The organism is Actinoplanes sp. 13, from assembly GCF_056134165.1.
Genome location: NZ_JBVYOQ010000015.1, coordinates 89,243 through 105,845 on the forward strand (window position 1 = coordinate 89,243; position 16,603 = coordinate 105,845).

The following is a 16,603-nucleotide window of genomic DNA, read 5'->3' on the forward strand; positions in this document are numbered from 1 at the left end:
ATGATCACACACAGTTGTGGGTCGGCACACATGCCAGTTGTGCACAACTGAATTGGGTACTACCGTTCGGGTCATGCGAGAGAGCACCGCGCTGGACGACATGATCTGCTTCCAGCTCTACGCGGCCAGCCGCGGCATGACCGCCCTCTACCGCACCATGCTCGACCCGCACCAGCTCACCTACCCGCAATACCTCGTGCTCCGCGTCCTCTGGCACGACGGCCCCACTACCGTCCGTGACCTGGGCCGGGCCCTCGTCCTCGACAGCGGCACCCTGTCCCCACTGCTCAAACGCCTGGAGGCGCAGGGCCGCATCCGCCGCGAACGCAGCGCCGCCGACGAACGCGTCGTCTGGATCCACGCCACGGACGCCGGCACCGCGCTGCGCGACGAGATCGGCGACCTCACCCAGCAACTCGTCTGCGCCACCGGGCTCACCCACGACGAACTCACCCAACTGCACCAGCTGCTCAGCCGCGCCCGCGGCAGGACGACCGTCCCCGCAACGGAAGGAAACCCGTCATGACCTCCGCCCTCTACACCGCCTCCGCCACCGCCACCGGAGACGGCCGCAGCGGCCACATCCGCTCCACCGACGGCGTCCTCGACCTCGACCTCGCCGTCCCCAAGGAGCTCGGCGGCCCCGGCGGCGCCCTCACCAACCCCGAGCAGCTGTTCGCCGCCGGGTACGCCGCCTGCTTCCACAGCGCCGTCAAGCGCGTCGCGAGCAACCAGAAGATCACCCTCACCGACACCGCGATCACCGTCGACGTCGGCATCGGCCCGCTGCCCACCGGCGGCTTCGGCCTCTCCGTCACCATCGAGGCCGAACTGCCGGGCCTCGACGAGACCACCGCCAAGGGCATCCTCGACGCGGCACACCAGCTCTGCCCGTACAGCAACGCCACCCGCGGCAACGTGGAAGTCCAGCTCACCGTCGCCTGACCCGCCGACGACGGGGCAGCGGCGGGCCGTCACGCCAACTCGCGCAGGATCCGATTGGTCCGGTTCGCCTGCACCGCCGCCCGCTGCTGCTCCGCCGTCACCTCGATGTACGACTGCGACGTCGCCAACGACGCATGCCCCAGCAACCGCATGATCTCCGAAGCGTTCGCCCCGTCCTCGGCCAGCCGCGTCGCGAACGTATGCCGCAAGGCATGCAACTGCGCACCCCGCGGCACCCGGTCACCGATCCCGGCCCGCCGATAACACGACCGCACCAGATATTGCAGACCACCCCGCTGCAACACCGCACCCCGCCGATCCACCAGCAGGGGAGCGGCCGGCTGCACCCGCCCGAACCGCACCCGCCGCGAATCAAGATAACGCCCCACCGCCGCGTCCAGCCCGCCGTCGATCGGCACCGTCCGCGGCCGCCCGCCCTTCCCGGCCACCTCGATCCGCCGCTCACCGGCACGGCCCGCCAGCGAACCCACCCGCAGCGCCAGCATCTCCGACAGCCGCAACCCGGCACACAACGCCAGCGCCAGCACCACGACATCACGCTCCGGCCACGGATCCCGCTGCCGATCATCAGCAGTGCTCACCGTGCGTAACAAAACCTCCGGAGTATCCTCACCGCGCAGCGGCTTGGGGGAGAGGGTCACCGGGCGCGGCTTGTCCACCGCGGGCATCGGATTCCCGGCCACCACACCCTCGGTCACCAGGAAAGTGAAGAACGCATTCCACGAGGACCAGGCCCGGGATACCGAAGCGGGGGCGCGATCGGCGGCGAACCGCGCGAACGCGGCCCGCAGGACGCGAGGGGAGAGGTCACTCACGGTCACCGGAGCGGGGTCAATCTGCTGCAGCATCAGACGCAGATCGCGACGGTACGCCGAAAGCGTGTGCGCCGAGGGCTTCCGCGTGGCCCGGGCCGCCAGGAAGTCGTTGATCAGCTCATCCAGCGAAGTGTGCTGCATAAGCACTATTATGCAGCATTTATCGGTATTCGTCCTGATAGGCGGCTCACTGATATCCGTGCCCGATGAATCCGGGCCGCCTGCCGCGCTCCCGGGCCGCATGCGCTCCCGTTGGGGCGTCCGTCGCGACCCTCGGCCTGATAGGTCGTCGCTCCGGACCGGGTCTCGTCCCGACCGGAGGAGAACTTGATCATCCTCCGGGTCGAGCCGGCTCTCAGCCGATAGGCAGGCTCGTTGCAGGGTTCGCTCCGGCGGCGTCGGGGACAGCTCTGAGCCACAAGTCGGACGTGCCTCTGCGTGAGTTCGTTGCGGGGCGACTTCCAGGGCGGTGCTGACCGCTCTCCGGAGCCCCCTCTCGGAGCTAGGTTGACATAATGCTCATTATCGACCTGGGAAATATGGCTCTCAGAGGGCTGATAACCAATGCTCGCCCGGCACAGCGGCGGACGCTGCTCATCGAACATTCCGCCCGCCGCTGCGGCACGACTTCTGTGCCGGTGACTGGGCTTCGCGGCGTGGCCGAGGCGGCCACCGGCCCTCTCCTACTGGCTGGGGTCCCAGGACTCGAGCCGGTCGTACACCCGCCGGTCCCCGTCGACTTTCAGCGACTCCAGCGGGATGCGGCCGTACATGGCCAGGACGAGATCACTGGCCGTGCCGGCGGCGGAGAACTGAGCCTCGCCCGCCACGGGATGACGATCGGCCCGGACCCCGCCGGCGGTGAGCGTGACCCGCCACGACCCTCCCTCGGCGGCGTGGTAGTCGAGGGTGGCGGGCTCGTGGGGCCATCGGTACGGTCCGGCGACGCAGGTGGACAGGAACTCGTCGACGCCGTCGACGGCGATCTGCTCCGGCAGCGGCTGCGGGTCGCCGACGGTGAGCTGCGCGTCATAGGTGTGCACCGCGAGCTGCTGCAGCTGGTGGCGGGCGACGGCGCCGCAGGTCTGCGGTGACTGGGAGCCTCCCCACCAGGTCCAGCAGGCGCGGTCGGGGCCGGCCTGGTGCAGGGCGTCGATGAGCATCCGGGTGGAGGTGGCGAGCCACTCCAGCAGGGCGTCGCGGTCGCGGGGTGCTGTGGGGTCACTGTCGGCGGGGAGTTTGCCGGGGGCGCCGGGTCCGGCGGCGACGGTGGCGGCCCAGGAGCGGCGGCCCTCCCCGATGTGTTCGGCCAGGCCGTGCAGCGTCCATTCGGGGCAGGTGGGGACCTGCGCGTCGAGGTCGGGCGCGGCGGCGACGGCGGCGCGGAAGGCGGCCGACCGTTCGTCGAGCAGCGTCAGCAGGGCGGGGAACTCCAGGGTTCTTTCCACTGCGGGTGTCTATCACCGTGGGCGGTGTTCGGGACAGGGATTTATGCGGTGCTGTCCGCTTCCCTGGTGCCGGCGCGTGACGCGGGGTCGGCTGGTCGCGGTGCGCGGCTATCGTCGGGCCTGCGGAGGTGGTCGTGGGCCGGGTGGTGGTGGTCGGGGACGTCGGGGGTTGTTCCGGGGAGCTGTCGCGGTTGCGGGAGTTCGTGGACGATCCGGGCACCGTGGTCGTCCAAGTGCCTCGGTGGACTGGGTGGCGCGGCACACCTTCACCAGGGTGGCCGGTGGCCGTTTCGTCGGCGTCGACCCGAAGCACGGCACGGTGGGCGCTCCGCAGTGGGCTCCCCTGGTGCTGGACGGCGCCGAGTTGATCAGTTGAGGCCGACGGCGCCGTCGGTGGCTGTGCGGCCGGGCAGCGTCCCCACGAACTCGATTGTTGTTCCCTGTCGTGCTCCGAGCACTTCGCTGAGCGCGCTGGTGACGCCTTCTGCGAGCCGCGTGATGATCTCGGGCTGCTGGAAGGCCGCTTCCTTGATCCCGAAGGTCACGTTCGGCGCCGGGTCCGGGGTCACCACTCCCCCTTTGCCCCACCGGCCGGTGGGCACGCCGACGAGGCGGATCTCGGCGATGGGCCGGGCCCATTCTCCGTACACGCTGACGACCGCGTCGGTGAGCGCGGTGATGAGGGTTTCCTCGCGGCCGGCCAGGGCGGTCTCGGCGGCGTGGACGGTCAGGTGCGGCATAGGATCTCCCCCGGGATTGCTTTGAGCCCAAAACCTTTGTATGCAAAGGTATTGCGGAGGGGGATGCTGTGTCAACGGATGCCGCGGTGCGGGAACTGCTGCTCGTGATGCCGCGCCTGGTCGGCCGCGTCAAACGCATCCCGCTGCCGGAGCAGCTGCACGGTTTCGACCTGGCGCCCCGGCACCTGTCGTTGCTGTCGTTGCTGTTGCTCGACGGTCCGCTGACCGTCTCGGATCTCGCTGCGAAGCTGGGCGTGGCCCCGACCACGGTGAGCCTGATGGTCAGCGACCTGACCCGTAAAGGGGTTCTGGCCCGGCACGAGGATCCGGCCGACCGCCGCCGCCGGATCGTCGACATCACCGTGGACAGCCGGCCGTCGATCTCCCAGTGGCTCTCCCCCGGTGCCCGCGCCTGGCAGCAGGCGTTGGCACCGCTGACGCCCGCGCAGCAGCGGGCCTTCATCGACACGCTCCTGCGGTACGAGCAGTTCTTCGCCCCCGAGTGAGTCCGCAGCCCGGCCGCCGGGCTTCGCTGCCTCCATACGGGAGAGAGTGCGTACGGGCGGCGGGACCGGGTGGTCCGGATAATCGGCGCATGAGTGTTGATGTTGAGGCGGCGGTGTCTTTCGTGGCTACGCACGGGCGGGTGCTGGAGTGGCGCAGGCTGCTGCATCTGCTCGGTGAGGGGCCGGCCGGGCCGGTGCCGGCCGCGTTGGACGCCTATCGCAACGCGGACGGTGGCTACGGGTGGGCGCTCGAGCCGGATCTGCGGTCGGCCGCGAGTCAGCCGGTGGCCGCGATGCACGCGCTGGAGGTGTTCGCCGAGGTTCGCGACACCGGGCCGCGGCCGGTGGAGCTGCTCGACTGGCTGGCGGCCCACACGCTCGGCGACGGTGGGGTGCCGTTCGCGCTGCCGTTCCCGGAGACCGCGGGCAGTGCGGCGCACTGGACCACCGCTGATCCCGGCTCGTCGTCGTTGCAGATGACGGCGCAGCTGGCGGCGCAGGCACACCGCCTGGGAAGGCACCATCCGCAGGTGGCGGAGCATCCGTGGCTGGCGGGTGCCACCGAGTACTGTCTGGCGGCGATCTCCCGGATGGAGGCGGCGCCGTCCGCTTACGAGTTGATGTTCGCGTTGCTGTTCCTGGATGCGGTGGCGCCGGCCGAGCCGGAGCTGCTGGCGCGGCTGATCGGGTTCGTGCGGACCGACGGGCCCACGCCGGTGGCCGGTGGCGCCGAGGGTGAGGTGCTGTACCCCTTGGACTTCACGCCGGTGCAGGAGTCGGCGTCGCGGGCGTTGTTCGACGGGGACGCGGTGGCGGCGGATCTGCGGCGGCTGGCCGGGCAGCAGCAGGCGGACGGCGGGTGGCCGGTGACGTTCGCGGCGCACAGTGCGGCGGCGGCTCTGGAGTGGCGGGGGTACGCGACGGTGCAGGCGTTGACGGTTCTGCGTTCTTAGGGGCGTGCTCAGGTCGTACCACAACGGTTGTCCCGTCCTTTGACAAGATGGCCGGATGCGATCCGCGAAGATCTCCGATGTCCATGGCAGTCCGCCGGCGGCGATCGGCGCCGTCCGGCGCGGCGGGTGGGTGACGGCATGATCGTGCGGTGGGTGACCGGGTTCCTGGACAGCCCGGGGCGGGCGGCTGAGCCGTTCTGGCTGGCGGTGACCGGGACGACGTTGTCGGCGCGGCGGGGCCCGGACGGGGCGTTCGCGACGCTGCTGCCGGCCGAGGGTGACCCGTGTCTGCGGGTGCAGGTGGTGGGTGGGCCGCCGGCGCGCGCGCACCTGGACCTGCATGTCGACGATGTCGCGGCGGCGGCGCAGGTGGTCACCGGGCTGGGTGCGGTGCCGGCTCGTGCCGAGGACGGGCTGGTGGTGCTGCGCTCGCCGGCCGGGATCGCGTTCTGCCTGGTGCGGTGGGACGGGGAACGGGAACTGCCGAAACCGGTGCGGTGGGACGGGCCGCAGACCAGCGTGGTGGACCAGTTGTGCCTGGACATCCCGGCGGTGGCGTACCCGCGGGAGACGACGTTCTGGTCGGCGGTCACCGGGTGGCAGCGGCGGGCCTCGGATCTGCCGGAGTTCTCGTTCCTGGAGTCGCCGGCGCGGATGCCGTTGCGGTTGCTGTTGCAGCGTATCGGGTCGGGCCCGGCCGGGGTGCATCTCGATCTGGCGTGTGACGACGTGGATGCCGAGGTGAAGCGGCATGTCGGGCTGGGGGCGACGGTGGTGCGGCGGGTGCCCGGTGATTGGACGACGTTGCGGGATCCGGTGGGCCGGGAGTACTGCGTGACGGGGCGGTCGCCGTTTCGTCCGTCCTGAAACCTGTTCCGGAGCCCCGCGCAGAAGATCATGCGGCGCGGTTGCCGGTTTCTGTCGGTGGGTGCTGGTAGAAAAGGGCTCTCATACAAACGTACGAAGGTGCGGTTACGAAGGTGTGGTGGGGATGACGGCGGCAGGCGTGGACGCCCGCGGGCTGAGCACCGAGGAGTTGCAGCAGATCAGGGATCAGCTTGAGGCCGGGCGCAAGCCGCGGGTGCAGTTCACCGAGTCGGCCGGGCAGATCTCCGGGCAGATCGGGCAGGTGGTGGCTCTCACCGACCCGGCGGAGTCCGACGAGTGGGTGGTGGTCAAGTTCGGGCGTGACGAGCTGCCCTTCTCCCCCGGCGACCTGCGGATCGCGCCGAAAGGTGCTGCTGCCCGCAAGGTCGTGCCGCCGGTCGCGCCGGTCGCGCCGGAGCCGGTGCTGTCCGGTCCGGAGTTCCTCATCGACAAGCCGGTGCCGCCGAAGCCCGCGCCCGTGCAGCGCAAGGGCGACGAGCCGGCTTCGGCCGGGTCTGGTTCCGGTGCAGCGGTGAAGACTGTTCAGGGCAAGGAAGGAAACGACGTGACGGCACCGCGCAAGGCGGCCCGGCCTGCGAAGACCAAGCCGGCGCCGACGCTGACGGTCACTTTGGCGTACGGCGAGGGCGAGTGGACCGTGGCCGCCAACCAGGGTGCCAAGGCTTTGGCGCGGCCCTACGTGATCCGCCCGGCCGAGGCGTTGCGCATGGTGCAGCTCGTCGACGTGCCCGGGGTTCAGGAGGCGGTCGAGCAGATCCTCGCCGCCGAACGGGCCGAGGCGGAGCGGCAGGCGCAGCGGTTGCGGGCGGAGCTCGCCGAGATCGAGGCTCGCCTCGCTGAGCTGGGTGAGGCGGGCTGACGTCGCGACATGAAACCGGCCGGGGTTGACGCGGCAGAGGTGAGACCGGCGGGCTGACGCGCGGGGAGCGCGGTCTGCCGGGTGACGGCCGGGCTCGCCGTCTTCGATCAACTCGTCCGGCTCGGCGAGCCTGCCCGCTTCGGCGGGCCACGCGCCGGTCGTGCGTGGGCCGCGGTTCTAGTGGAAGTACTTGAGGCCGACGATGCCGGTAATCACCAGCAGCAGGCAGATGATGCGGGGCAGGCTGGCCGGCTCTCCCAGGGCGAACATGCCGACCAGGGCGGTGCCGACCGCGCCGATGCCGACCCACACCGCATAACCGGTGCCGACCGGGATCTCGCGCAGGGCGTACCCGAGTCCGGCCATGCTCAGCAGCAGCGCGACGCCGAAGACGGCCGTCGGCAGCGGGCGGGAGAAGCCGGAGCTGCGGTCCAGGGCGATGGCCCACACGGTTTCCAGCACTCCGGAGACGATCAGAACGAGCCAGGCCATGACAACTTCCCTCACGGCGGTCGTCTTGTCAGAGCCGGGTACGACGCGCACTCGTCCGGGGCGGCCACGTGGGTGCGGCGCCGTCTCCAGCCTAACCACGGCCGGGGTTCCCGGGGTGCGGTGGTGGGCGGTCTCACCACCGCGGAAGACATCGATGCAACACTGGCGCCAAAAGGTTTGTTATGGAAACCTGTTGGCATGAATACGGACGCGGGGTTCTCGCCCCGCACATCGTCGTACCGTCCGCACCTGTCCCGCCGTGACCTCATCACCGCCGCTCTGGCCGCCGGGCTCACTGTGCCGCTCGGCCTCGCCGGGCGGGCGGAAGCGGCACCACGAAACGCCCCGCGCATGGTTCTTCCCGCACCGACCGGCCCGCACCCCGTCGGTACGGTGGCGCTGCGCCTGGCCGACCGGTCGCGGCCGGACCCGGTGGCCGGCCCGGGCCACCACCGCGAACTGATGGTCAGCGTCTGGTACCCGGCCCGCGACGTCGCCCGTCATCCGCGGGCGCTCTGGCTGGCCGATCCGCTGCTGCGGTCCCTGCTGGAGTTCCACGGGATCCCGGCCGCCCCGGTGGGCGGCCCGCCGATCACAGCCGGGCACGTGGGCGCCCCCGTGCGCCGCTCCGACGGCCCGCTGCCCGTCGTCGTCTACTCCCCCTTGGCCCACGATCAGCGCGCCGACACCACGATCGTGGTGCAGGAACTGGCCAGCCACGGATATCTGGTGGTCACCGTGGACCACACGTACGACGCGTTCGTCGAGTTCCCCGACGGCCGGCAGCTCGCCCCGCTCGACGGGGAGCATTCCCTCGGCGCCCCGGACTTCGCCGCCGACATCCCGTACGTGCTGGACTGCATCGGCCGTCTCGCGGCCGGGCGCAACCCCGACGCCGACGGCAGGCCGCTGCCGGCGGGCCTGGCCGGTGCCCCCGATCCGCGGCGCATCGGCATGTTCGGCACCTCCAAGGGCGGGACCGCGACCGCCCTCGTCATGGGCGTGGATGCCCGGGTCCGGGCCGGGCTGAGCCTGGACGCGCCGATGGAGCCGCTCGTCACCACCGACCTGGACCGGCCGTTCATGCTGATGACCGCCGACCACACCCGGGACACCGAGCCGGTCGCCGAGTTCTGGTCCCATCTGACCGGCTGGCGGCTCGACGTCCGGGCCTGCGGTGCGGTCCACAACGCGTACGACGACTATCAGTTCCTGCTGCCGCAGATCGCGGCGGCGTCCGGGTGGAGCGACGAGGAACTGCGGTCCTGGGCCGGCACTCTGCGCCCGGACCGGGCGGTGCGCATTCAGCAGGCGTACCCGCTTGCCTTCTTCGACCTGCACCTGCGCGGCAGGCGCCGGCGCCTGCTCGAAGGACCGAGCCGGGCCTTCCCCGAGGTGCGCTACCGCCCGTGAAGGGCCTCTGCCTGGTTTCCACCGCAAGAACAACGCACCCCGGGTGCGATGTGGGTGTGCTGGTAGCAGTCTGGTTGAGGGGCTCACAGGCGGCCTGCTTCGGCCGACACGGAACGGTATGCAGACACAGACGGCTGGCGGTGCCCTTGTCGAAGTGCTGCGCGCGGGCGGCGGTAGCGCCGATCAGCGCATCGAGCGGGCGCTGCGGGTGCTCGTGGAGCAGTTCGATCTGGAGGTCGCCTACGTCAGCGAGTTCCGTGCCGGGTCGCGGGTGGTCACGCACAGCATGTCGGTCCCCGGTGCGGCGGTCCTGCCGGTCGGCACTACGCATCCGGTGGAAGAGACGTTGTGTCACCTGATCGTGTCCGGGGAGCTGCCGCCGGTGGTCGGTGACGCCGGCAGAAATCCGGTGCTGGCCGGGCATCCACACACCGCCGCATTCGGTGTCGCCGCTCACGCCGGTGTGCCGTTGCACGTCGGCGGGCAGGTCCGGGGTGCGGTGTGCTGCGCCGGTACCACCGCTGCGAACACGTTGAACCCTCGCGACGAGGTCACGCTACGCGCGGTCGCCGGCTACATCGGCGAGGTCCTCGACGGCGACGACGTCCCGGCCGGTCCGGGGTTGCACCGCTTGGCCCAGGCCGTCGCCGCAGGCCAGGACCTGGAGGCGCTGGCCCGCCCGCTGCTGCAACTCCTGCAAGAGATCACCGGCCTGGAATCCACCTATCTGACGTTGCTGGACCCGGCCCGTGCGGACCTGGTCCTGGCGTACACCCACAACACCGGGAACCTGCACATGGCGGAAGGCTCGGCCGTGAACTGGCAGGACTCGTTGTGCCGCCGCGCCGTCGACGAGGACCGCTGCTACGTCGCGGACGTGCCCGCGACGTGGCCCGACGCGCACGTGGCGCTGGATCTCGGTATCGCGGCCTACGCCAGTGTGCCGGTGCGTGACGCCCACAACGAGGTCGTCGGCACACTGTGCGGGGCCAGCAGCACCGGCACGGTCATCGACGAGCGCGAGTTGGCGGTCATGACCACGTTCGCGCAGCTGCTGGCCGCGCAACTGGCCCGGGAGAACGCGCACAGCGTCGCCGCCGCCCGCGCCACGGTCCTCGAGCAGCGGCTCGGCGCGCTGCGCGACAGCGCCGAACGGGACACGTTGACCGGGTTGGCGAACCGGGCGGGTATCCACCGCTGGCTGCGGGCCGCCGGCGAGCGGATCCCCGGCGACGGTGCTCGGCTGGCGGTCGCCTTCGTCGATCTGAACGGATTCAAAGCGGTCAACGACACGTACGGGCACAGCACCGGTGACGAAGTGCTGCGCCGCGTCGCCGCGTCGCTGGCACGCGTCGGGCGTGCCGGTGACCTGCACGGGCGCCTCGGCGGAGACGAGTTCATCGTCGCCGCGATACTGCCCCCCGACGCTGCCGTCGCCGCCTGGACGCAGCGGGTCCGCTGCGCCGCGGTCGCGCAGTTCGACACCGTACGCGTCGCCGCGAGCGTCGGCGTCGTCACGTGCGAGTCCGCGACGTCGTTCAGCGTCGAAGCGGTCCTGGACCGCGCCGACCAGGCGATGTACGCGGTCAAGCACGCCACCGCACCGGTTACGGCACCGTAGGAGGCTGGTCGTTCGGTGGCTGCTGTGACGCGGCGGCCGTGGTCGTTCGCTCAGGTCCCTGCCGGGAAACGCAACGACATCGCCGTCGGGTTGCGAGTCCAGCCCGGTCCAGTCTCCTAGGGAGAGGGCAGCAGGGGGCGCATGAAGGTGCGGTCGTACCGCAGGACGCAGCCGGACTCGTCGCGGATGCGGTCGGCGGCGATGAACTCGGGGTCCACACCGAACCGGGCGCGGTACCGCTCGTAGGCGGCGAGACTGTCGAAGCTGAACAGCGCCTCGGCACGGTCGCTGGCGCCCTCGGCGGGCAGGAAATAGCCGTGGTGGACGCCGCCGTGCCGGTTCACCAGGCGCATCCAGGCGTGGGCGAAACGCTCGAACGCCTCGATCCGGGTCGGGTCGATGGTGTAGTGCACGACGCAGGTGATCACGTCTCGACGGTACTCAGACGAGGCCGGCGTCGTGGGCCAGCATGGCCACCTGGGTGCGGTTGTTCAGGTCCAGCTTGGTGAGGATGTGCGTGATGTGCGCCTTCACCGTGGGCACGCTCATGGCCAGGGCGGCGGCTGTCTGCGCGTTGGTGTGGCCTTGGGCCAGGTGCAGCGCGACGTCGCGTTCGCGGGGGCTCAGGGCGGCCAGGGCGGCCCGGGCCCGGTCGTAGGCGCCGGCGCTGGTGGCCACCCGCAGCATCAGGCGGCGGGTGACCGCCGGGGACAGGATCGGCTCGCCGGCAGCCACGGCGCGCACGGCGGCGGCGATGCGCTCCGGTGGGGTGTCCTTGAGCAGGAAACCGCCGGCGCCGGCGCGCAGGGCGCGAATCACGTGCTCGTCGGTGTCGAACGTGGTGAGCACGACGACCTCGGGCGCGTCGGCGCGGCGGCGGATCCGCTCGGTGGCGGTGATGCCGTTGACGCGCGGCATGCGGATGTCCATCAGGACGACGTCGACGCGGTGCCGGTCGAGGGCGGCGGGCACCTCGTCGCCGTCGGCGAGGGCGCCGACGACCGTGATGCCGTCGGCGCCGTCGAGCATCATCGTCAGCCCGGCCCGGACCAGGGCGTCGTCGTCGACGAGCAGGACCCGGATGCCGCCCGGGTCGGTGGTCACGTTCGCCACGGCAGCTCCGCGCGCAGCAAAAATTCACCGCAGCCGGCGGTATGTGTCAGCTCACCACCGGCCAGGGTCACGCGTTCGTGCAGGCCGAGCAGGCCGAGGCCGGCGCCCGGCAGGTCGGGCGGCAGGCCGGTGAGCGGGTTGCGCAGCTCGACGGTGAGGGTGCCGCCGGGCGTGCCGGTGACGCTCACCCGCACCGGGCGCCCGGCGGCGTGTTTGCGGGCGTTGGTGAGGCCCTCCTGGACGACCCGGTAGGCGGTCCGGCCGGTCACCACGGCAACGGGGTCGTCGGGGCCGGTCCGGTCGTCGAAGCCGACGGGGAGCCCGGCGGCACGGGACTCCTCGACGAGCCGGGGCAGGTCGGCCAGGCCCGGGCCGGGCGGGCTGTCCGTGGCGGCCGGGCCGGTGGTGGGGTCGGCGCAGTCCTGCAGGCGCAGCACGGAGATGACCTCGCGCAGCTCGTCGAGGGCCTGGTGCACGCCGGCGCGGACCACCCCGGCCGCCTCGGCGAGCTGGCGCGGCGGCGCGTCGGGGCGGTATTCGAGGGCACCCGCGTACACCGCGAGCAGGGACAGCCGGTGGGCGAGGACGTCGTGCATCTCGCGGGCCATCCGGGTGCGTTCGGCGAGCCGCGCCTCGGCGACCCGGCGGTGCTGTTCGGCCTCGGCGCGGGCGGCCCGGTCCCGCAGCGAGCGGAGCAGGTCCTGGCGGGCGCGGGCCCAGACACCCCAGCCGAGCAGGGCCGCGTACGCGGCGACGACCAGCAGCAGCCACCATGCGTACGGCAGCTGCGGGGTGGGCCGCCACCAGCCGAGCACGGCGTGCCCGGCGGTCCCGGCGACGGCGATCGTCGCGGCCTGCCGCAGCGGCCGCTGCTGGGCGGTGTTGAGCACGGCGAACGTGGCGGCCGGGGTGACCACCGGCGACAGCGCGGCCAGGGCGCTGAGGGCCAGGCCGGTGGGGACCGGGCGGCGCAGGGCGACCGGGATCAGCGCGCAGGCGATCAGGCCGGCCACGGCGTCGAGGCGGAACGTCGCCGGCGGGTTGGTGCTCCAGCTGCTCCACAGGGCGAGACCGATCAGGACGGTGATGGCCGCGGTCGACGCGGCGACCACGCGCAGGGGAAGCGCCGGCGCCGGGTGCATGCCGATGAGGTTAGTGTTCGCCGGCCGGACCGGACCACCGACCAAAGTCGTAGCCGGCGGTGCCGGCCGATCGATGTGCGGGCCTGCCGGCGGCGCTGAGACTCGCCGGCATGACTACTGCTGTTGCGAACAAGGACAGGCGGGCGTACCGGCTGGGGGTGGTGGCCGCCGCGGTGGTCGCTGCCGAGGCCGTTCATCTGGTGCTGCGGGTGGCCGGCGTCGATCTGGTGCTCGACACCGGGGAGACGATCGGTGCGGGGGCGGTGGCCGTGACGGCCACGGTGGCGGGCCTGGCGGGCTGGGCGCTGCTCGCGGTGCTGGAGCGCTGGACCGCGCATCCGGTGCGGAACTGGACGGTGGTGGCGGTGCTCGTCTGCGGGCTGTCGCTGTTCGGGCCGGTGGGTGCGGCGACCACCGGGGCGCTGGTGGGCCTGGACATGCTGCACGGGGTGGTCGCGGCGGTGCTGATCGGCGCCCTGCCACGCCGTTGCTGACGCCGCGGATCAGGCCGCGTGGCATCATGTCCGCCTCATGGAAACCTCTCCCTGGCGTGCGCCGCTACTGTGGCGGATCCTGCTGGCGGCGGCGCGGGTGCTCATCGTCCCGGTGTGCCGGCTGCGGGTGCGCAACGCGGTGCCCGCCGAGCTGCGCGACGGGCCGGTGATCCTGGCGGCCAATCACGTCAGCCCGTTCGATCCGCTGGTGATGGTCGCGGCCAGCCACGCGGCCGGGCTCACGCCGCGGATCATGGCGACCGGTGGGGTGTTCGACGCACCGGTGCTGGGGTGGGTGATGCGCCGGTGCGGGCACATCCGGGTGGACCGGCACACGGTGCACGCGGCGAACGCGTTGCAGGGCGCCGGTGAGGCGCTGGCGCGCGGGGCGATGGTGCTGGTCTATCCGGAGGGGCGGATCGGCCTGGACCCGTGGATGTGGCCGGAGCGGGGCAAGACGGGGGTGGCCCGGCTGGCCGACCTGTCCGGGGCGCCGGTGCTGCCGGTGGCGCAGTGGGGGGCGCACGCCGTGGTGCCGTACGAGGCGCCGAAGCGGATGGGGCGGCCGCTGCTGCGGGCGGTGCTGCGCCGGCCGGTGGTGCAGGTGGCGTTCGGCGCGCCGGTCGACCTGTCCGGGGTGCACGGGTCGGCGGGGGCGCGGGCGGTGCAGGCCACCCGGCTGATCATGGCGGGGATCGACGAGGCGCTGGCGCCGTTGCGGGCCGGGGAGATGCGCACGCCCCGGTTCGTGGACCGCAGCCGGCCGCTGGACATGTCCCGGGTGCGCCCGCGCGGATGACGCCCGTCGATGCGACGATCCGGGGATGTTGCACGGACGAATCATCGCGGAGAGCCTGCGGCCCGGCACCGAGCTGGCAGTACCGGGACTGAGCGTGTCCCGGCTGGCCCGCATCGACATGTCGGGGCAGGCGGGGCCCGGCCAGCCGGGCGTGTGGACGCTGATCGACGTGGTCGCGCCGGGCGCCAGCGCCGGCCCGCTGGCGGCGGCGCTGAGCGCGGCGCTGGCCGCCGAGGGCGGCTGGTACGCCGATTTCCGGGACGGCCCGGACCACGTCGTGGTCTTCGCCGGCCGCGTCTTCCGGTACCCGGCGGGTGACGGCGCCGGCCGGGAGGAGGCGATGCGGTACGGCCGCAGCGCCGGCGTGCCGGAGTCTCAGCTGGACTGGGACGGCTGAAGGGTCTTCTCGAACGACACCTGGTTGTAGGCCGACGGGCTGTAGTCGCCGATGCGCCGGTAACCGCTGCCCTCGTACAGCGCCTGCGCCTCGGTGAGGCTGTGGTGGGTGCCGAGCCGCACGGTGGTGATGCCGTGCCGGGCCGCGTCGGTCTCCAGCGCGTGCAGCAGCCGCCGGCCCAGGCCGAGGCCGCGGGCGGGCGGGGCGACCCACAGGTGCCGGATCTCGGCGGTGGCCGGCGCCAGGTGCACCCACAGGCCGCAGCCGACCGGCCGGCCCTGGTCGGCGGCGAGCAGCAGGGTGCCGTCGACCTCGCCGGGCGCGGTGATGGCCGCCGGGTCGTAACCCTCCGGGAAGCGGCCGGCCAGCTCGGTGGCGTAGTCGTGCAGGCACTGCCGGGCGTGCGGGTCGGCGGGGTCGACCGGGCGCACCGTGACACCCGCCAGCCGCAGCAGCCGGCGGATCTGCGCCTGCGCGGCGAGCAGCTGCTCACGTTCGGCGCCGGTGAGCCCGCCCAGCAGCTCGGCGATGCCCTGCGCCGAGCGGCGGTCCAGCTCGTCGCGTTCGGCCCGGCCGGCCGCGGTGAGCTCGGCGACCCGGACCCGGCCGTCGGCGGGGTGCGCCCGCACCGTGATCAACTGCTGGCCGGCGAGGGCGCGCAGCATCCGGCTCAGATAGCCGGAGTCCAGGCCGAGGCGTTCGCGCAGCTCGCGCACGTCGCAGCCGGCGCCGATCTCGAACAGCAGCCGGGCCTGAGCGAGCGGGCGGTCCTGGCCGAGGTAGTGCTCGGTGAGCACGCCGAGACGCTGGGTGTAATAGCGGTTGAAGTCGCGGACCCGGGCAATCTGGTCGGCCTGCATCCGCCGATCCTAGCCGGGTCTCTGACCTGTGTCAGACAATATCGGGCTCTGCTGTCGGCAGACCCGGCTGGGGTTCCCGGCCGCGGCCGGGCAGGCTCGAGCACATGCGGATCCTGGTGCTCGGAGGCAGTGGTTTCGTCGGACGTGCGGTCGCCGCCGAGGCGGTGGCGCGCGGCGACACGGTGACTGTTCTCAACCGGGGCCGCCGCGACCCGGTGCCGGGCGCGCGGACCGTGCTCGGCGACCGGCTCGCCCCGGACGGCCTGGCCGCGCTCGGCGCCGGCGACTGGGACCAGGTGGTGGACACCTGGTCGGCGGACGCCGCCGTGATCGCCGCCGCGGCCCGGCACCTGGCCGGCCGGGCCGGGCATCTCACCTATGTGTCGAGCCGGTCGGTCTACCGCTACGGCGGCGCCGCCCCGCTGGCCGAGGACTCGCCGCTGACCGACCCGCAGGACCCCGGGTACGCGGGCGACAAACTGCGCGGCGAACAGGCCGCCGCACAGTTCGGCGGCCCGCTGCTGCTGGCCCGGGCCGGGCTGATCCTCGGCCCGCACGAGGACGTCGGCCGGCTGCCCTGGTGGCTGCGCCGGCTGCGGCGCGGCGGCCCGACGCTGGCGCCCGGCCCCCGCGACCTGCCCCTGCAGTACGTCGACGCCCGCGACCTGGCGGCGTTCGTGCTCGACGCCGGCGCGGCGGGGCGGACCGGGCCGTACAACGTGGTCAGCGAGTCGGGGCACACCACGATGGGTGAACTGCTCGACGTCGCGGCCGCGGTCACCGGTCGCCGCGCCGACCTGCGCTGGACCGATCCGTCCGTGATCACCGCGGCCGGCATCGCACCGTGGACCGACCTGCCGATCTGGCTGCCGCCCGGCCCGGACCACGACTTCATGCACCGCGGCGTGGTGACCAAGGCCCTGGCGGCCGGGTTGCGGTGCCGGCCCGTCCAGGAGACCGTGGCGGACACCTGGGCGTGGCTGACGTCGCTGCCCGGCGCGGCGCCGCTGCGCACCGACCGGGCGCCCACCGGGCTCGACCCCGTGGTGGAACGCAAGGTCCTCGACCCGGCGTGAACGCGGACGGCCACTTCTGGC

Annotated in this window: 21 protein-coding genes and 1 riboswitch; of the genes, 13 read left to right on the plus strand and 8 right to left on the minus strand. The window is 72.6% G+C overall.

The genetic code is table 11. The annotated features are described in order from the left end of the window. Positions 1 to 73 precede the first annotated feature (73 nt). Positions 74 to 526: a MarR family winged helix-turn-helix transcriptional regulator gene (locus AC0NH5_RS26395; RefSeq protein ID WP_474408700.1), complete on the plus strand. Its 453-nt coding sequence runs from the start codon at positions 74 to 76 to the stop codon at positions 524 to 526. After that, on the plus strand, positions 523 to 945 hold the full coding sequence (locus AC0NH5_RS26400; RefSeq protein ID WP_474408703.1) for an organic hydroperoxide resistance protein: 423 nt from the start codon (positions 523 to 525) through the stop codon (positions 943 to 945). The genes AC0NH5_RS26395 and AC0NH5_RS26400 overlap by 4 nt, the downstream gene beginning before the upstream one ends. A 29-nt stretch (positions 946 to 974) precedes the next feature. Here the strand turns inward: AC0NH5_RS26400 and AC0NH5_RS26405 are convergent, their stop codons facing one another. Together AC0NH5_RS26405 and AC0NH5_RS26410 are read right to left on the minus strand one after the other, a co-directional pair. Beyond that, positions 975 to 1,922 carry a tyrosine-type recombinase/integrase gene (locus AC0NH5_RS26405; RefSeq protein ID WP_474408939.1) on the minus strand — a complete coding sequence of 316 codons (948 nt, stop codon included), beginning with the start codon at positions 1,920 to 1,922 and terminating at the stop codon, positions 975 to 977. A 542-nt stretch (positions 1,923 to 2,464) separates the two neighbouring features. Then, positions 2,465 to 3,229: a maleylpyruvate isomerase family mycothiol-dependent enzyme gene (locus AC0NH5_RS26410; RefSeq protein WP_474408705.1), complete on the minus strand. Its 765-nt coding sequence runs from the start codon at positions 3,227 to 3,229 to the stop codon at positions 2,465 to 2,467. Between the two features lie 241 nt (positions 3,230 to 3,470). Between AC0NH5_RS26410 and AC0NH5_RS26415 the strand changes: the two genes are divergently transcribed. Continuing rightward, positions 3,471 to 3,605, plus strand: a complete 135-nt coding sequence (locus AC0NH5_RS26415; RefSeq protein ID WP_474408708.1) for a hypothetical protein — start codon at positions 3,471 to 3,473, stop codon at positions 3,603 to 3,605. On the opposite strand, the gene AC0NH5_RS26420 is transcribed toward AC0NH5_RS26415, so the two are convergent. Further along, complete coding sequence (locus AC0NH5_RS26420) at positions 3,598 to 3,969, minus strand: tautomerase family protein (protein ID WP_474408710.1); 372 nt, start codon at positions 3,967 to 3,969, stop codon at positions 3,598 to 3,600. The two genes, AC0NH5_RS26415 and AC0NH5_RS26420, sit on opposite strands and share 8 nt — an antisense overlap. A gap of 68 nt (positions 3,970 to 4,037) precedes the next feature. Between AC0NH5_RS26420 and AC0NH5_RS26425 the strand changes: the two genes are divergently transcribed. The 4 genes from AC0NH5_RS26425 (at position 4,038) to AC0NH5_RS26440 (ending at position 7,175) form a co-directional block, all read left to right on the plus strand. Continuing rightward, positions 4,038 to 4,475, plus strand: a complete 438-nt coding sequence (locus AC0NH5_RS26425; RefSeq protein WP_474408713.1) for a MarR family winged helix-turn-helix transcriptional regulator — start codon at positions 4,038 to 4,040, stop codon at positions 4,473 to 4,475. 89 nt (positions 4,476 to 4,564) lie between these two features. After that, a complete protein-coding gene (locus AC0NH5_RS26430) occupies positions 4,565 to 5,428 on the plus strand; it encodes a hypothetical protein (protein ID WP_474408715.1) in 864 nt (287 codons plus the stop codon). A 138-nt stretch (positions 5,429 to 5,566) separates the two neighbouring features. Beyond that, a complete protein-coding gene (locus AC0NH5_RS26435) occupies positions 5,567 to 6,295 on the plus strand; it encodes a VOC family protein (protein WP_474408717.1) in 729 nt (242 codons plus the stop codon). Positions 6,296 to 6,419: 124 nt separating this feature from the next. Then, on the plus strand, positions 6,420 to 7,175 hold the full coding sequence (locus AC0NH5_RS26440) for a hypothetical protein (protein ID WP_474408720.1): 756 nt from the start codon (positions 6,420 to 6,422) through the stop codon (positions 7,173 to 7,175). Positions 7,176 to 7,352: 177 nt separating this feature from the next. Here the strand turns inward: AC0NH5_RS26440 and AC0NH5_RS26445 are convergent, their stop codons facing one another. Further along, on the minus strand, positions 7,353 to 7,667 hold the full coding sequence (locus tag AC0NH5_RS26445) for a DMT family transporter (protein ID WP_474408723.1): 315 nt from the start codon (positions 7,665 to 7,667) through the stop codon (positions 7,353 to 7,355). Positions 7,668 to 7,680: 13 nt separating this feature from the next. Then, positions 7,681 to 7,751, minus strand: a riboswitch (guanidine-III (ykkC-III) riboswitch). Positions 7,752 to 7,865: 114 nt separating this feature from the next. Here AC0NH5_RS26445 and AC0NH5_RS26450 point away from each other — a divergent pair. Next, a complete protein-coding gene (locus AC0NH5_RS26450; RefSeq protein ID WP_474408725.1) occupies positions 7,866 to 9,080 on the plus strand; it encodes an alpha/beta hydrolase in 1,215 nt (404 codons plus the stop codon). A 118-nt stretch (positions 9,081 to 9,198) separates the two neighbouring features. Then, positions 9,199 to 10,701, plus strand: coding sequence for a sensor domain-containing diguanylate cyclase (locus tag AC0NH5_RS26455; protein WP_474408727.1), 1,503 nt, complete (start codon positions 9,199 to 9,201; stop codon positions 10,699 to 10,701). 116 nt (positions 10,702 to 10,817) lie between these two features. Here AC0NH5_RS26455 and AC0NH5_RS26460 read toward each other — a convergent pair whose 3' ends face one another. From AC0NH5_RS26460 to AC0NH5_RS26470, 3 genes are read right to left on the minus strand one after another with little or no spacing between them, the layout of a single operon-like run. Then, entirely contained in the window at positions 10,818 to 11,129 is a 312-nt protein-coding gene (locus AC0NH5_RS26460; protein WP_474408729.1) for an NIPSNAP family protein, read from the minus strand. A 13-nt stretch (positions 11,130 to 11,142) separates the two neighbouring features. Further along, positions 11,143 to 11,814 carry a response regulator transcription factor gene (locus tag AC0NH5_RS26465; RefSeq protein WP_474408731.1) on the minus strand — a complete coding sequence of 224 codons (672 nt, stop codon included), beginning with the start codon at positions 11,812 to 11,814 and terminating at the stop codon, positions 11,143 to 11,145. After that, positions 11,802 to 12,956 (minus strand): sensor histidine kinase, encoded by a 1,155-nt coding sequence (locus AC0NH5_RS26470; protein ID WP_474408733.1) that lies wholly within the window; start codon positions 12,954 to 12,956, stop codon positions 11,802 to 11,804. The genes AC0NH5_RS26465 and AC0NH5_RS26470 overlap by 13 nt, the downstream gene beginning before the upstream one ends. A gap of 110 nt (positions 12,957 to 13,066) precedes the next feature. Between AC0NH5_RS26470 and AC0NH5_RS26475 the strand changes: the two genes are divergently transcribed. The 3 genes from AC0NH5_RS26475 to AC0NH5_RS26485 are packed head-to-tail and all read left to right on the plus strand — an operon-like array spanning position 13,067 to position 14,646. Further along, a complete protein-coding gene (locus tag AC0NH5_RS26475; RefSeq protein WP_474408735.1) occupies positions 13,067 to 13,450 on the plus strand; it encodes a DUF6069 family protein in 384 nt (127 codons plus the stop codon). A gap of 37 nt (positions 13,451 to 13,487) precedes the next feature. After that, a complete protein-coding gene (locus AC0NH5_RS26480; RefSeq protein ID WP_474408737.1) occupies positions 13,488 to 14,249 on the plus strand; it encodes a lysophospholipid acyltransferase family protein in 762 nt (253 codons plus the stop codon). A gap of 25 nt (positions 14,250 to 14,274) precedes the next feature. Next, on the plus strand, positions 14,275 to 14,646 hold the full coding sequence (locus AC0NH5_RS26485; RefSeq protein ID WP_474408740.1) for a hypothetical protein: 372 nt from the start codon (positions 14,275 to 14,277) through the stop codon (positions 14,644 to 14,646). Here the strand turns inward: AC0NH5_RS26485 and AC0NH5_RS26490 are convergent. After that, the gene (locus tag AC0NH5_RS26490; RefSeq protein ID WP_474408742.1) at positions 14,625 to 15,506 is read right to left on the minus strand and encodes a GNAT family N-acetyltransferase; all 882 of its coding nucleotides are present in this window, start codon (positions 15,504 to 15,506) and stop codon (positions 14,625 to 14,627) included. The two genes, AC0NH5_RS26485 and AC0NH5_RS26490, sit on opposite strands and share 22 nt — an antisense overlap. 104 nt (positions 15,507 to 15,610) lie before the next feature. Between AC0NH5_RS26490 and AC0NH5_RS26495 the strand changes: the two genes are divergently transcribed. After that, positions 15,611 to 16,582, plus strand: a complete 972-nt coding sequence (locus AC0NH5_RS26495) for an NAD-dependent epimerase/dehydratase family protein (protein WP_474408744.1) — start codon at positions 15,611 to 15,613, stop codon at positions 16,580 to 16,582. Positions 16,583 to 16,603: the final 21 nt, after the last annotated feature.